This window comes from Gluconobacter sp. Dm-73 (genome assembly GCF_018256215.1).
Taxonomy (GTDB): domain Bacteria; phylum Pseudomonadota; class Alphaproteobacteria; order Acetobacterales; family Acetobacteraceae; genus Gluconobacter; species Gluconobacter cadivus.
The window spans coordinates 1-13314 of record NZ_JAERLW010000014.1 but is presented as its reverse complement, the minus strand read 5'-3'; the positions used below and the strand labels follow the sequence as shown (position 1 = coordinate 13314).

Here is a 13314-nt window from a genome sequence, read left to right as displayed (position 1 = left end):
TTTTCTTTGAATACCAGACTGAAAAAGCTGTTCAGCCTTCAGCGTAGGTCGAAATATCCGGGCAGGAACAGACGAGGTTCCGGTCCCCCCAGGCATTATCCAGACGCCCAACCGGCGACCAGTATTTCGACGTATCCACACCGCCGGGGAAGCAGCCCGCCTCACGGCTGTATGACCGGTCCCACGCCCCCGCCAGATCCGCCGTGGTATGCGGCGCAAACCGCAGCGGGCTAGCCTCCATCGCCACACGCCCGGCTTCGACTTCGGCAATCTCCGCGCGAATGGCGATCATCGCATCGCAGAAGCGATCCAGTTCGCCCTTCCCTTCGGATTCCGTCGGCTCAATCATGAACGTCCCCGCCACCGGGAAGCTGACGGTTGGTGCATGGAACCCGTGGTCGATCAGACGCTTGGCGATATCATCCACCGTCACACCGACCGTATCCTTCAGCGGTCGCAGATCCACGATGCATTCATGCGCCGTAAAGCCGTTCGTGCCGCGATACAGAACCGGGTAGTGCCCTTCCAGACGCGACGCGATGTAGTTCGCATTCAGAATCGCCATCGTCGTCGCCTGACGCAGTCCCGCGTCGCCCATCATCATGATGTAGGCAGCAGAGATCGGCAGAATGGACGCGGAGCCGTAAGGCGCCGCGGACACCGCAATGCCATGCTGCCCCGGCAGATACGGAGCGAGATGCTTGCCCACACCGATCGGCCCCATGCCCGGTCCGCCGCCGCCATGCGGAATGCAGAACGTCTTGTGCAGGTTGAAGTGCGACACATCCGCGCCATACAGCCCCGGACGCGCCAGACCAACCTGCGCATTAAGGTTCGCGCCATCCAGATAAACCTGACCACCCGCTTCGTGGACAAGCTCGCAGATCTCGACGACCCGCTCCTCGAACACGCCATGCGTGGACGGGTAGGTAATCATGATAGCCGCCACGCGCCCGTCATGCTGCGCGATCTTGGCCTTCAGATCCTCGACATCCACATTGCCATTCTCATCGCAGGCCACAACGACAACCCGCATCCCGACCATCTGGGCCGAAGCCGGATTGGTCCCGTGCGCGGACGCCGGAATCAGGCAGACGTCGCGGTTCTCGTCCCCACGCGCGCGGTGATAACCCCGGATGGCCAGAAGCCCGGCATACTCGCCCTGTGCGCCGGAATTCGGCTGAAGCGACACGGCGTCATACCCCGAAATCGCGCAGAGCGTGCGCTCCAGATACGCAAACAGCTCGGCATAACCCTGAACCTGATCGACGGGCGCGAAGGGATGAATCCGCGAAAATTCCGGCCAGGTGATGGGGATCATCTCAGCCGTCGCATTGAGCTTCATCGTGCAGGAGCCCAGCGGGATCATCGTCCGATCCAGCGCCAGATCCTTATCCGCCAGCGCACGCATGTAGCGCAGCAGATCCGTCTCGGAACGGTGCGCATGGAACACAGGATGCGTCAGCAGCGGCGCCGTCCGCGACAGCCCCTCCGGCAGTGCATCCGTCAAATCGAGCGCCTGCTCGACAGACGCCAGATCCGCACCCTCACCCGCAAACGCCGCCCAGACCGCACGGATCGTTTCCGGCGTCGTGGTCTCGTCACAGGACACGCCAATCCGGCCATTCCCCGCATCACGCAGATTGATGCCGGACGCCACGGCCCACGCCAGAACCTGCGGCGCAGACGCACCCGCCTGAACGGTGATCGTGTCGAAGAACACGTCCGTCTCAACATTTGCGCCCAGAGATTTCAGCCCGGCAGACAGGATCACCGCCATCCGGTGCGTACGCGCGGCAATCGCCTTCAGCCCTTCCGGACCATGATACACCGCATACATGGACGCGATGATCGCCAGAAGCGCCTGCGCCGTGCAGATGTTGGATGTGGCCTTCTCGCGGCGGATATGCTGTTCGCGCGTCTGAAGTGCCAGACGATAGGCCGGCTTGCCCGCACTGTCACGCGACACGCCAACCAGACGCCCCGGCATATGCCGCTTGAACGCATCGCGCGTCGCCATGAACCCCGCATGCGGGCCACCAGCCCCCATCGGCACGCCATAACGCTGCATCGAGCCGATCGCGATATCCGCGCCCAGCGCACCCGGGCTTTCCAGCACCACGAGCGCCAGCGGATCAGAGGCCAGAGCGGCAATCGCGCCCTTCTCATGCAGCGCCGCAATCACGCCGCGCAGATCCCGCACGCGCCCTGAAGAGCCCGGATAGGACAGCAGCGCACCAAACACGGAAGATGCATCCAGATCCGTCTCCGGATCGCCGACCACGACATCCCAGCCCAGCGGCTCAGCGCGTGTGCGGATCACGGCAACCGTCTGTGGGTGCGTATCCGCATCCACGAAGAACGCCGTTGCTTTCGACTTACCCACGCGCTGCGCCAGCGCCATGGCTTCCGCACAGGCCGTGCCCTCGTCCAGCAGGGACGCATTGGCGATGTCGAGCCCCGTCAGATCCGCCACCAGCGTCTGGAAGTTCAGCAGCGCCTCAAGACGGCCCTGACTGATTTCGGGCTGATACGGCGTATAGGCCGTGTACCAGGCCGGATTTTCAAGAATGTTCCGCTGGATGACCGGCGGCAGAACCGTATCGTAATAACCCTGCCCGATCATGGAGGTCAGAACCTGATTGCGCGACGCAATCTGACGCAGACGCACCAGCGCATCCTGCTCGGTCAGGGCCGCACCAATCCCGTGATCCCCGCGATCGAGAATGGCGGCCGGAATGGTCCGGTCAATCAGGTCATCGAGACTGGACGCGCCAACGACCCGCAGCATCTCCCCGATTTCGGAAGGACGCGGGCCGATATGGCGGGAGCTGAAATCTTCGGTCTGGGCAGGCCACAAGGTCGTCACAGGCAGGTTCTCTGGCATTTCATGAAAAGCGGAGGCAGGAATTCGGGGCAGGCTGAAAGAAAAACGGGGCCTGCCAGCGCAGACCCCTCAAGCATTAGAGGCTCTTGTACTGCTCGGCCGTCAGCAGGCTCTTGAGGTCGTCCGGGTTGGAAACCGTCATGCGGAAGATCCAGCCCTCGCCTTCCGCATCGCGGCCCACCAGCGTCGGATCATCGGATAGCGCGTCGTTGAAGCCCGCCAGCGTGCCAGCAACCGGTGCATAGATGTCGGACGCCGCCTTCACGGACTCGACAACCGCAGCCGCATCACCGGCAGCAACTTCCGTGCCCTCGTCCTTGGCTTCAACGAACACCAGCTCGCCCAGCTCTTCAGAGGCATGCGTCGTGATGCCAACAGTCGCCTGCTCGCCATCGACGCGGATCCACTCATGGGACTTGGTGTAATAGGTCGTCATTGCTGCTTTTTCCTGATCTGAAAGTCTACTGTAAGGTCAGCGCTTGAAGCCGGGTGCCACGAAAGGCATCGCCCGCACATGCAGCGGCACATACTTGCCCCGCAGTTCCGCAAAGACGGGTGTGTCCAGCGCCGCATGATCCGACGCGACATAACCCATCGCAACAGGAGCCTTCACGCTCGGGCCAAATGCCCCGGACGTGACCACCCCGATTTCCTTCTGCCCCTCGGCATCGGCAAAGAGCTTCGCCCCCGCCCGCACCGGAGCCCGACCTTCCGCCAACAGACCGACGCGCTTGCGCGACACGCCATCGCGCGCCTGCTTCAGCACGACTTCCGCCCCCGGATAGCCACCAGCGCGGGAACCGCCCTCACGGCGCGCCTTCTGGATCGCCCAGCCCAGCGAGGCTTCAGCCGGCGTGGTCATGACATCAATGTCATTGCCATACAGGCACAGGCCGGCCTCAAGACGCAGCGAATCCCGCGCGCCCAGGCCAATCGGCAACACATCCGGCTGCGCCAGAATCGCGCGTGCGACCTTCTCGGAATCCGCGCCCGCACAGCCGATCTCGAACCCGTCCTCGCCCGTATAGCCGGACCGCGACACCGTCACCTTCACGCCCGCGAGTTCCGTCTCGATCACATCCATGAAGCGCATGTCCTTCACGGCCGGGCAGAGCGGCGCCAGAGCCGCTTCCGCAGCCGGCCCCTGAAGCGCCATAAGCCCACGATCAAACTGACGCGTCACAACACACCGATCAGACAGCGCCTTCTCGATCCGGTCCGCGTCCTGGACCTTACATCCGGCATTCACGACCACCAGCAGATCATGGCCCATATTGGCGACCATCAGATCGTCCAGAATGCCACCCTCGTCATTGGTCAGCAGTCCATAACGCTGACGCCCGGCGGCAAGCCCGACATAATCGGCAGGAACCAGCGTCTCCAGAGCCGCAGCAGCGTCCTTCACGTCCCCGCTTTTCGCAGCAATGCGGATCTGTCCCATATGGGACACGTCAAACAGACCGGCCTTCTCGCGCGTATGCAGATGCTCCGCCATCAGCCCCGCGGGGAACTGGATCGGCATCTCAAAGCCTGCGAACGGCACCATTTTCGCGCCAAGTTTCAGATTCAGATCGTAAAGGGGAGTACGCTGGAGGGAATCGCTCATACGAAAAAGCCCGGTCCATTCTCTCTAAAGACGTGAAGATGCAGACGCCCCCGGCACTCCGCAGAACGCGGCCGGAAAAACGTCGCCCCTTCTGTCCTTTCGCCTGAGATCGCTATCCCGTCGGCGGATGCGTCAAGCGCACCTCTCTCCAGAATGTCCTGACCGCCTCGGTCCTTTGGCCTGAGAGTTTCCGGGGCGGTTGCTCCTTCGGCGCCAGCCTCTCGGCCGGTCTCTCCCGTGTCGGTCGCCCCAATCTGCCAGTTTCCGAAAAACTCCGCAATCGTTACGATCGCTCCTGCGTTGTGTCCCGAGACCTTAAATGCACAAAGGAGACCTCCATGGCTGGAGAACTGACGGTCATTGCCGAATTCGAGACCACACCTGCAACCTATGACAGATTTCTTAAGGTCTGCGCCTATGATAGCGAACGCTCCGTCGCCGACGAATCCGGTTGCCACAGCTTCACGGTCCTCTCCCCCGAAACGGAAGCCGACACCGTCATCCTAGTGGAAGTCTATACCGACCGCGCGGCCTTCGAAGAGCACCTCAAGACCCCGCATTTCGAGGTCTTCGCAAACGCTGTAAAAGAACTGGACATCAAGGAACGCAGCGTCCGCTTCCTGAAGAAAAGGGCTCCCTGAACAATGCATCTTTCAAACACGAAACGCCTCCTCGCCATCACCCTCCTGTGCGGCACGGTGTCCGCCTGCGCGTCCCATCCGCAGCATAATCCGCGCACGCGCCTGATCGGCATCCCCAACCCCGCCAGCGTCTATTGCACGCAGCAGGGCGGGCGACATGGCGACGTGCGGACTGCGGGCGGCGAAACCGGCACCTGCACCTTCCCGCCCAACCAGATCTGCGACGAATGGACGCTCTATCGCGAGCACCGCTGCGTCGCCCCGCTGGCCAAAATGACACCCTGATTTTTCAGCCTGGTCAGATCAAGCCCGGTCAGGCCCGAAAGAGCCGCCGGGTTTTTTCATAACCTCAATACATAACATGTTATGTATTCTATCCACATGATCCACGGAATCCGCATGACCGCCCCCTCTCCCTTGAGCGCCCTGACCACCCGCAACACCAGGCTCTTCACACTCCTGCTGGAACGCGAACTCAAAAAGACCGGCCTCCGGATCGGCCAGCTCCCCGTGTTGCAGGCTTTGCAGGACGGAAAGACCCTCAATCAGAAAGCGCTCGCGGATTTTGCGGATATCGAACAGCCGGGCATGACGACACTTCTCGCCCGGATGGAACGCGACGACCTGATCCGGCGCGAACCAGACCCAACAGACCGCCGCAGCACACTGGTCACCCTGACACTGGACGGTCAGCGGAAAAGCCGGAATATCATTCCTGTTATGGAACATTTAACCGACACAGCACTCAAGGGGTTTACACCCCTCGAACGCGATATTCTCGTAACACTTCTGGAACGGATCAACAGCAGCCTGAAAGAGCAGCTGTAACCGCCTGCCCCTTTAATGAAGAGGCAGGCGCGGGATCATTTTCCGGTCTTGGGAAGATGCTCGGCAATATAAGGCGGCAGGTTGAACGCCCCGACATGGATCTCCGGCGTCCAGTAGCGCGTCGTACCCACGATCTTCGCAGCATCCGCACGGGCGCGGATCTGCTCGACCGTCTGCGTGTTCGGTGCCTGCCCCTTGGAGGCCACACCCAGCGTCATGAACCCGCCGACATAGGTCGGAACAGCCGCCACATACGCACCGACATGCGGGAAAAACTTCGCACGACGCAGGCTCGTCTCATGCAGTTCGTCCGCCTGCATGAACGGAACGCCACACTGGTTCACGATCAGACCTTCGTCCGACAGGATGCGCGCGCAGTTGCTGTAGAACTCGTCCGTGAACAGCACTTCGCCCACACCGATCGGATCGGTGCTGTCGACGATGATCACATCGAACGCGCCATCAGCCGCCTTCAGAACATAGTCGATGCCGTCGCCGACAATGACCTCGGCCCGCGGGTCGTTCCAGGCATCTCCGGCAATGTTCGGCAGATACTGCTTGGACAGCTCGATCACCGCACCGTCGATCTCGACCATGACAGCCTTCTCGACCGTCTCATGCTGCAACACGCGACGCAGAACGCCACCATCACCCGCACCGATGATCAGAACACGCTTCGCACAGGGATGCGCCAGCAGCGGCACATGCGTCAGCATTTCCTGATAGACGAACTCGTCACGCTCGGTGATCTGGATAACGCCGTCCAGAACCAGCACGCGGCCGTGGCTGGAACTTTCGAACACCACCACATCCTGAAAGTCGGATTTTACCCGTGCGAGTTCGCGCGTAACGAGAAAACGCTGTCCCCAGTCCGGGTACAGTGTCTCGTTGAGCCATGTTTCAGCCATGGATCATCGTTTCCTTGTCGGAGTATATTGAAAAAGGGCCGGTGTCCCGGCCCTTTCATCAGTTCAGACCGCCTTTGCGGCCTTGTCCTGCACGCGGCCGCGCCGAACGGCATCGACCTCGATCCGGCCAGCCTGGAACAGGCGCTGCATCACCGGAATCGACAGGTTCGGATCACACACACCGCACATGAACACGTCCACAGCGGCATAATTCCGTTCCGGCCACGTATGGATCGAAATATGGCTTTCCGCCAGCACGATTACGCCCGACACGCCGCCATTGGGCGTGAAGTGGTGAAAATGGCTGTGCAGAATCGTCGCGCCAGCTGCAACCGCAGCTTCACACAGCGTTTCATCGATCCGCATCGGATCATCGAGATTCCGGGCGTCCCAGAAATCGATCAGCAGGTGATTGCCAGCAAAACGCTCGCCATCACGCTCAATGAAGTAATCTTTGCGCTCATCCTCGACGAAGTGAGCGGCGCTGTTCTGGATATCTCTCGGGAGTTCCGATACCATCCCCAGTTGAGCAAGTGCGTTCATCACGTACCCCCAAACCAGTAGACAGCCTGTTGGGCAAAAAATGCCCCCTTGGGCCAGGAAGCGCGCTAGTTACCGGCCCCTCCCCCCTGATGCAAGCACTTTATGGGGCGATTCCCCAATATGTCACATATCTTTTTCGCCCCATGTCCCTGTTGCATGAGAAAGAGGTTTTCCCTTTCCTGCACACAGGGCTGAGACCAAAAATTTCACAAATCCCCGAGCCCCGGAAACAGTTCGGGCGCCGGATCTGCGGGAAACGAATCCCCCAAATCCCGACGCCCGACAGACGCTGATACGTCCCGATCCAGAGAGGCCGAATCCGGCCCCTCAGACCCGCCTGATCAGTTCTTGGTCTTGTCGACCAGCTTGCCCTTGGCAATCCACGGCATCATCGCACGCAGCTTCTCACCGGTCTTCTCGATCTGGTGTGCGTCGTTGCGGGCGCGGATGGCCTTGAAGCCAACGCCACCGGACTGGTTCTCAAGGATGAAGTTGCGAACGAACGTGCCGTCCTGAATGTCCGTCAGAACGCGCTTCATCTCGGCCTTGGTTTCCGGCGTGATGATCCGCGGACCCGTCACGTACTCACCATATTCCGCAGTGTTGGAGATGGAGTAGTTCATGTTGGAGATGCCGCCTTCGTAGATCAGATCCACGATCAGCTTCATTTCGTGCAGGCATTCGAAATAGGCCATTTCAGGCGCATAGCCGCCTTCAACCAGCGTCTCGAAACCGGCGCGGATGAGGTCAACGACGCCACCGCACAGAACAGCCTGCTCGCCGAACAGATCGGTTTCGACTTCTTCCTTGAAGGTCGTCTCGATGATGCCTGCACGGCCGCCACCGTTGGCGCTGGCATAGGACAGAGCGATTTCGAGCGCATTGCCCGAAGCGTTCTGCGCCACGGCCACGAGGGACGGCACGCCACCGCCACGCTGGTATTCGGAACGGACCGTATGACCCGGGCCCTTCGGCGCGATCAGGAACACGTCCAGATCCGGACGGGCTTCAATGATGCGGAAATGAATGGACAGACCATGTGCGAAGGCAAGGGCTGCACCCTGCTTCAGGTTCTTCTCAAGGCTGTCCTTGTACAGGGCGCCCTGGCCTTCATCCGGCGTCAGAACCATGACCACATCGGCCCACGCGGCTGCGTCTTCCGGGGACATGACCTTGAAGCCTGCCTCTTCAGCCTTCTTGACGGCAGAAGACGTCGGACGCAGGCCAATGACGATATCCGTCAGGCCGCTGTCCTTGAGGTTGTTGGCGTGAGCGTGACCCTGGCTGCCATAGCCGATGATCGCGACTTTCTTGCTCTTGATCAGATTCAGATCGGCATCGCGATCATAATATACCCGCATCAGACAGGCTCCTTGTTAAGGTGAAAGACTGAAGGACCGCGCCCAATGGCGGCAATCCCGGTGCGCGAAACCTCGGCCAGACCAAGGGAGCGCATCAACTCGATGAACGCGTCGATCTTTTCGGGCGATCCCGTCAGTTCAAACACGAAACTCGTGGCCGTCGTATCCACTGGGCGTGCGCGGAACGAATCCGCAATGCGCAGGGCCTCCGTCCGACGCTCGCCGGACGAGACAACCTTCACCAGCGCAAGCTCACGCCCCACATACGGACCTTCTTCCGTCAGGTCGCAGACGTCATGCACCGGAATCAGACGCTTGAGCTGTGCCTTGATCTGCTGGATCACCATCGGCGTGCCCGACGTCAGCACCGTAATACGCGAGAGCTTCTGCTCAGCATCCACCAGCGCCACCGTCAGGCTCTCGATGTTGTAGCCACGGCCGGAAAACAGGCCCACCACGCGGGCCAGCGCGCCACTTTCGTCCTCGATCAGGACGGAAATGACCGAATTCTGGATTGTCTCCGTCATCAGACCAGCATCTTCCCTTCTTCGGTCAGTCCCGCCGCTTCGGAATCCTGATCCGGACCCAGCAGCATCTGGTTGTGCGCCGCACCCGATGGGATCATCGGATAGCAGTTCTCGCCCTCGGCCACGCAGATATCGGCCACGACCGGCCCATCATGCGCCAGCATCCGACGGATCACGTCATCCAGTTCGCCCACATGCGTCGCCCGCATCCCGGTCGCATGGAACGCCTCGGCCAGCTTCACGAAATCCGGAAGCGCCTCGCTGTAGGACTGCGAATAGCGCGAGCCGTGAAGCAGTTCCTGCCACTGACGAACCATGCCCATATAGTGGTTGTTCAGGATGAAGATCTTCACCGGCAGGCGATACTGCGCGATCGTTCCCAGTTCCTGAATGTTCATGAGCGTGGACGCCTCACCGGCGATGTCGATCACCAGCGCATCCGGATGCGCCACCTGCGCGCCCACGGCGGCTGGCAGACCATAGCCCATCGTTCCCAGACCACCGGAGGTCAGCCAGCGGTTCGGCTTGTCGAACTGGAAGTGCTGGGCCGCCCACATCTGGTGCTGCCCGACTTCGGTGGACACGAACGTATCGCGGCCCGTTTCCTTCGCCAGCTCATACAGACGGCGAACGGCGTGCTGCGGACGGATGACGGCAGACGGCGTCATGTCCTGCGTAAAGCCGAACCCGTCCACACTCCGCCAGGACGCGATCTGGTTCCACCAGGTCGACAGATCCGGCGCAGGCGTCTCTCCCCAGCCTTCGAGCAGCGCTTCAAGCGTATCGCGCACATCGCCTTCGATCCGCACATCCACCGGCACAATCTTGTCGATCTGGCTCGGGTCGATATCGGCATGAACCTTGAACGAATTGGGCGAGAACGCATCCACACGCCCCGTCACGCGATCATCGAAACGCGATCCCAGAGCGATCAGCAGATCACAGCCATGCGTGGCCATGTTCGCCTCAACCGAACCGTGCATCCCCAGCATGCCCAGAAACTGAGGATCAGGAGACGGAAACGCACCCAGCCCCATCAGCGTGGACGTCACCGGAAAACCGGTCTTGCGCGCCAGACGACGCAGCAGGTCCGACGCTTCCGGCCCGGAATTGATGATGCCACCGCCCGTATAGAAGAGCGGACGCTTCGCCGTCTTCATGGCTTCAAGGGTGCGGGCAATCGCCTCCGCATCCGGCCCGCCCTGATGACGCAGTCGCTGAAGGCGCGACAGTGCAGGCTTCGTCAGAGGTGCCTTGCCAACGGTGATGTCCTTGGGCAGATCCACCAGAACCGGCCCCGGACGTCCCGAGCGCGCAACCTCGAACGCCTCACGCACGATCTGCGCCAGCGTTCCGGGCTCCCGCACGAGATAATTGTGCTTGGTCGCAGGACGCGTGATGCCCGTCGTGTCGGCTTCCTGAAACGCATCATTGCCGATCAGCTTCGTCGGCACCTGTCCCGCCAGACAGACGAGCGGAATGGAATCCATCAGCGCGTCCACAAGCCCGGTCACGGCATTGGTCGCCCCCGGACCCGACGTCACCAGAACCACGCCAACCTTGCCCGTCGAGCGCGCATAGGCTTCTGCCGCATGAACGGCGGCCTGCTCGTGACGCACAAGAATGTGTCGAATCCGGTCCTGCTTGAAAAGAGCATCGTAAATCGGAAGGACAGCCCCACCCGGATATCCGAATATGACCTCCACACCCTCTTCATCGAGAACGCGCAGAAGCACTTCCGCGCCATTCAGCGCCTCGTTGCCTGTTCCTGCGTCTCTTTCAGCAGCCGTCACCGTTTCCTCCCAAGGTATGAGCGGCGGGATTTAGGACGACAACGCGGCGGCGTCAACTCGTTCCGATATAAAGTTCTCTATTTTTTCATAATGACTTTCCGAATCTTGCGTACAATGGGTATATCTGCGCAACGAAATCATCGCATCACCCTCTTTTCCCAACGCATGATGCCGGAACCACGTCGCCTGCCGCCGCGTGTAGCGCCCAATGGCAAGGACCGCGGATTTCCGCGCTTCCTCAAGCGATTCTTCTCCCCGCAGAACAGAGGCCAGTTCAGGCACGCCATGAGCACGCATGGCAGGTAGAACCGGATCAAGCCCCCGCTCCAACAGACGGGACACTTCCTCCAGAGCCCCGGCCTCCAGCATCTGCCCGAATCTGAAATCGATCGCCCGGCGCAACCCCTCCCGTTCCGGGTCCAGCCGAACGGACACAAACCGGCACGGCGCAGGCGGCAGACCCGGCTGCGACCGCCACCAGGCCAGCCCATGCCCCGTCCCAGCCCAAACCTCCCAGGCCCGCGAAATCCGCTGCGTATCGTTCGGGCGCAGACCAGACGCCGTTTCAGGATCAACCTGCATCAGACGCGCATGCAGCGCCTCCGGCCCGATCTCTTCGGCCAGCCCCCGCGCTTCGGTCCGCGCAGCCTCTCCGGGGTCTGGCACCTCCACCAGACCATCCTTCAGCGCCCGCAGATACATCCCCGTCCCGCCGCACAGGATCGGCATGCGCCCCACGGCCCACGCCTCGTCCATTTCCCGCAGGGCTTCGGAGCGCCACCAAGCCACACTGCCCGGCACAGCGGCATCCAGAACGCCGTAAAGCCGGTGCGGCACGAGCGCCTCATCCGCGTCGTCAGGCCGGGCCGTCAGAATCCGCAGGTCACGGTAAACCTGCATGGAATCCGCGTTGATAACCGTACCGTCAAAGCGTCGCGCAAGATCGAGCGCCAGTGCCGACTTGCCGGAGCACGTCGGTCCGGCCACAATGATCGCAGTTTTTGTTGTCTTCGGGGCGTTCATTCTCCCCTCCTGCCACACGTGCCGGACCGTTACGAGATCTCATGTCCCTTCCTGCCGTCCTGACCCTCATCGCCGACCGGAAATCCGGCCCCCTCAAACCCGAGGCCATCGACATGGCCCGCGCGCTCGTCAAGGGTAACGCGCCGATCGTCCTGTCTCCGGGCGAAGCGGTCGACATTCCCTGCCCGCCGCCGCGCCCCGGTTCGGCCAACATCACCACGATCCGCGCAACGCTCGCGCCCTATCGTGTCGATGCGCTGCTTCTCAAAACGCGTGGTCGCCGCCGGGCCGTCCTCGTCGCGGACATGGACAGCACGATCGTCACCGGCGAAACGCTCGACGAACTGGCGGACCTTCTGGGCTGTGGGGAAGACGTCGCGGCCATCACCCGCGCCTCCATGAACGGCGAGTTGGATTTCGAAACCGCACTCGAACAGCGCGTGGCCCTTCTGGCCGGAAAGCCCGCTTCGGTTCTCGAACAGGTCTGGGAATCCGTCACCCTGACGGAAGGGGCCCGGGAACTCGTGCAGACCATGCGCAAGCATAATGGCCGAACGGCTCTCGTCTCGGGCGGCTTCACATGGTTCACCCAGCGCGTGGCCGAGCTTTGCGGATTCGACGAGAATTACGGCAATGAACTGGAAATCGAGGACGGCAAAATCACTGGCCGTCTCGCGGCCCCGATCCTCGGCCCTGATGCCAAGCGCGACCATCTCGAACGCCTAACCTCAGAGCGCGGCGTGCAGCTCCGTGCGGCCCTGACAACCGGCGACGGCGCCAACGACATTCCCATGCTCGCCAGCGCGGGCCTTGGTCTGGCCTTCCACGCCAAACTCAATGTCCGCCGCATCATTCCCACGCAGGTCAACTTCGCCAGCCTGCGTGCGCATCTCTTCGCACAGGGCTATCATGCGAAAGATTTCGTCACGGACTGACCGGGCCTCAAACCCGCAGAATACGAAAAAGCCGCCGGAGAGAGATTCTCCGGCGGCTTTTTTTACGATCAGTATCCCCAGGTGTAAGGCGGCACACCCGAATAGGACGGCGCGGCGTAATAACCGGGAGCATAACCCGGCGCATATCCATAGCCGCCATACCCACCACCATAGCCATAAGGCGAAGCCTCGATCGCCATGCCGGTCGCGACGCCAAGACCGACACCAAGGCCCCAGCCACCCCAGCCCCAGCCACCGCCCC

13 protein-coding genes, 1 pseudogene and 1 riboswitch are annotated in these 13314 nt (G+C 61.5%); of the genes and pseudogenes, 4 read left to right on the top strand and 10 right to left on the bottom strand.

Features of this window, described 5'->3' with window-relative positions; translation table 11 throughout:
• Nucleotides 1–31: 31 nt before the first annotated feature.
• From gcvP to gcvT, 3 genes are all read right to left on the bottom strand, one after another.
• Nucleotides 32–2887, bottom strand: coding sequence for an aminomethyl-transferring glycine dehydrogenase (gene gcvP, locus JK176_RS13580; protein WP_211588233.1), 2856 nt, complete (start codon nt 2885–2887; stop codon nt 32–34).
• Nucleotides 2888–2963: 76 nt separating this feature from the next.
• Nucleotides 2964–3323 carry a glycine cleavage system protein GcvH gene (gene gcvH, locus JK176_RS13575; RefSeq protein WP_211588232.1) on the bottom strand — a complete coding sequence of 120 codons (360 nt, stop codon included), beginning with the start codon at nt 3321–3323 and terminating at the stop codon, nt 2964–2966.
• Between the two features lie 36 nt (nt 3324–3359).
• A complete protein-coding gene (gcvT, locus tag JK176_RS13570; protein WP_211588231.1) occupies nt 3360–4493 on the bottom strand; it encodes a glycine cleavage system aminomethyltransferase GcvT in 1134 nt (377 codons plus the stop codon).
• Nucleotides 4494–4651: 158 nt separating this feature from the next.
• Nucleotides 4652–4741: riboswitch (glycine riboswitch) on the bottom strand.
• A gap of 90 nt (nt 4742–4831) precedes the next feature.
• On the opposite strand from gcvT, the gene JK176_RS13565 reads away from it, so the two are divergent.
• From JK176_RS13565 to JK176_RS13555, 3 genes are all read left to right on the top strand, one after another.
• On the top strand, nt 4832–5134 hold the full coding sequence (locus tag JK176_RS13565) for a putative quinol monooxygenase (RefSeq protein ID WP_194262974.1): 303 nt from the start codon (nt 4832–4834) through the stop codon (nt 5132–5134).
• A 3-nt stretch (nt 5135–5137) separates the two neighbouring features.
• Nucleotides 5138–5419, top strand: coding sequence for a DUF333 domain-containing protein (locus JK176_RS13560; protein WP_211588230.1), 282 nt, complete (start codon nt 5138–5140; stop codon nt 5417–5419).
• A 114-nt stretch (nt 5420–5533) separates the two neighbouring features.
• The gene (locus JK176_RS13555) at nt 5534–5962 is read left to right on the top strand and encodes a MarR family winged helix-turn-helix transcriptional regulator (protein WP_211588229.1); all 429 of its coding nucleotides are present in this window, start codon (nt 5534–5536) and stop codon (nt 5960–5962) included.
• A 35-nt stretch (nt 5963–5997) separates the two neighbouring features.
• On the opposite strand, the gene speE is transcribed toward JK176_RS13555, so the two are convergent.
• From speE to miaA, 6 genes are all read right to left on the bottom strand, one after another.
• A complete protein-coding gene (speE, locus tag JK176_RS13550; RefSeq protein ID WP_062030593.1) occupies nt 5998–6870 on the bottom strand; it encodes a polyamine aminopropyltransferase in 873 nt (290 codons plus the stop codon).
• 63 nt (nt 6871–6933) lie between these two features.
• On the bottom strand, nt 6934–7413 hold the full coding sequence (gene speD, locus JK176_RS13545) for an adenosylmethionine decarboxylase (protein ID WP_086647928.1): 480 nt from the start codon (nt 7411–7413) through the stop codon (nt 6934–6936).
• Between the two features lie 341 nt (nt 7414–7754).
• Complete coding sequence (ilvC, locus tag JK176_RS13540; RefSeq protein WP_086647929.1) at nt 7755–8774, bottom strand: ketol-acid reductoisomerase; 1020 nt, start codon at nt 8772–8774, stop codon at nt 7755–7757.
• Nucleotides 8774–9301, bottom strand: a complete 528-nt coding sequence (ilvN, locus tag JK176_RS13535) for an acetolactate synthase small subunit (protein ID WP_099285904.1) — start codon at nt 9299–9301, stop codon at nt 8774–8776. Before ilvN ends, ilvC begins: the two co-directional genes overlap by 1 nt.
• Nucleotides 9301–11094, bottom strand: coding sequence for a biosynthetic-type acetolactate synthase large subunit (ilvB, locus tag JK176_RS13530; protein ID WP_211588228.1), 1794 nt, complete (start codon nt 11092–11094; stop codon nt 9301–9303). Before ilvB ends, ilvN begins: the two co-directional genes overlap by 1 nt.
• 30 nt (nt 11095–11124) lie before the next feature.
• The gene (gene miaA / locus JK176_RS13525) at nt 11125–12117 is read right to left on the bottom strand and encodes a tRNA (adenosine(37)-N6)-dimethylallyltransferase MiaA (protein ID WP_211588227.1); all 993 of its coding nucleotides are present in this window, start codon (nt 12115–12117) and stop codon (nt 11125–11127) included.
• A 41-nt stretch (nt 12118–12158) separates the two neighbouring features.
• Between miaA and serB the strand changes: the two genes are divergently transcribed.
• Nucleotides 12159–13052, top strand: coding sequence for a phosphoserine phosphatase SerB (gene serB, locus JK176_RS13520; RefSeq protein ID WP_211588226.1), 894 nt, complete (start codon nt 12159–12161; stop codon nt 13050–13052).
• A gap of 68 nt (nt 13053–13120) precedes the next feature.
• On the opposite strand, the pseudogene JK176_RS13515 reads toward serB, so the two are convergent.
• Nucleotides 13121–13314, bottom strand: a pseudogene (locus JK176_RS13515) (hypothetical protein); the annotation flags it as partial.

Bases quoted from the DNA above. Each gene is read 5' to 3' on its own strand.
- ilvN (WP_099285904.1), bottom strand. From the start codon at position 9,301: ATGACGGAGACAATCCAGAATTCGGTCATTTCCGTCCTGATCGAGGAC.
- JK176_RS13565 (WP_194262974.1), top strand. From the start codon at position 4,832: ATGGCTGGAGAACTGACGGTCATTGCCGAATTCGAGACCACACCTGCA.
- JK176_RS13560 (WP_211588230.1), top strand. From the start codon at position 5,138: ATGCATCTTTCAAACACGAAACGCCTCCTCGCCATCACCCTCCTGTGC.
- gcvT (WP_211588231.1), bottom strand. From the start codon at position 4,493: ATGAGCGATTCCCTCCAGCGTACTCCCCTTTACGATCTGAATCTGAAA.
- serB (WP_211588226.1), top strand. From the start codon at position 12,159: ATGTCCCTTCCTGCCGTCCTGACCCTCATCGCCGACCGGAAATCCGGC.
- miaA (WP_211588227.1), bottom strand. From the start codon at position 12,117: ATGAACGCCCCGAAGACAACAAAAACTGCGATCATTGTGGCCGGACCG.
- gcvH (WP_211588232.1), bottom strand. From the start codon at position 3,323: ATGACGACCTATTACACCAAGTCCCATGAGTGGATCCGCGTCGATGGC.
- speE (WP_062030593.1), bottom strand. From the start codon at position 6,870: ATGGCTGAAACATGGCTCAACGAGACACTGTACCCGGACTGGGGACAG.
- gcvP (WP_211588233.1), bottom strand. From the start codon at position 2,887: ATGCCAGAGAACCTGCCTGTGACGACCTTGTGGCCTGCCCAGACCGAA.
- speD (WP_086647928.1), bottom strand. From the start codon at position 7,413: ATGAACGCACTTGCTCAACTGGGGATGGTATCGGAACTCCCGAGAGAT.
- ilvC (WP_086647929.1), bottom strand. From the start codon at position 8,774: ATGCGGGTATATTATGATCGCGATGCCGATCTGAATCTGATCAAGAGC.
- JK176_RS13555 (WP_211588229.1), top strand. From the start codon at position 5,534: ATGACCGCCCCCTCTCCCTTGAGCGCCCTGACCACCCGCAACACCAGG.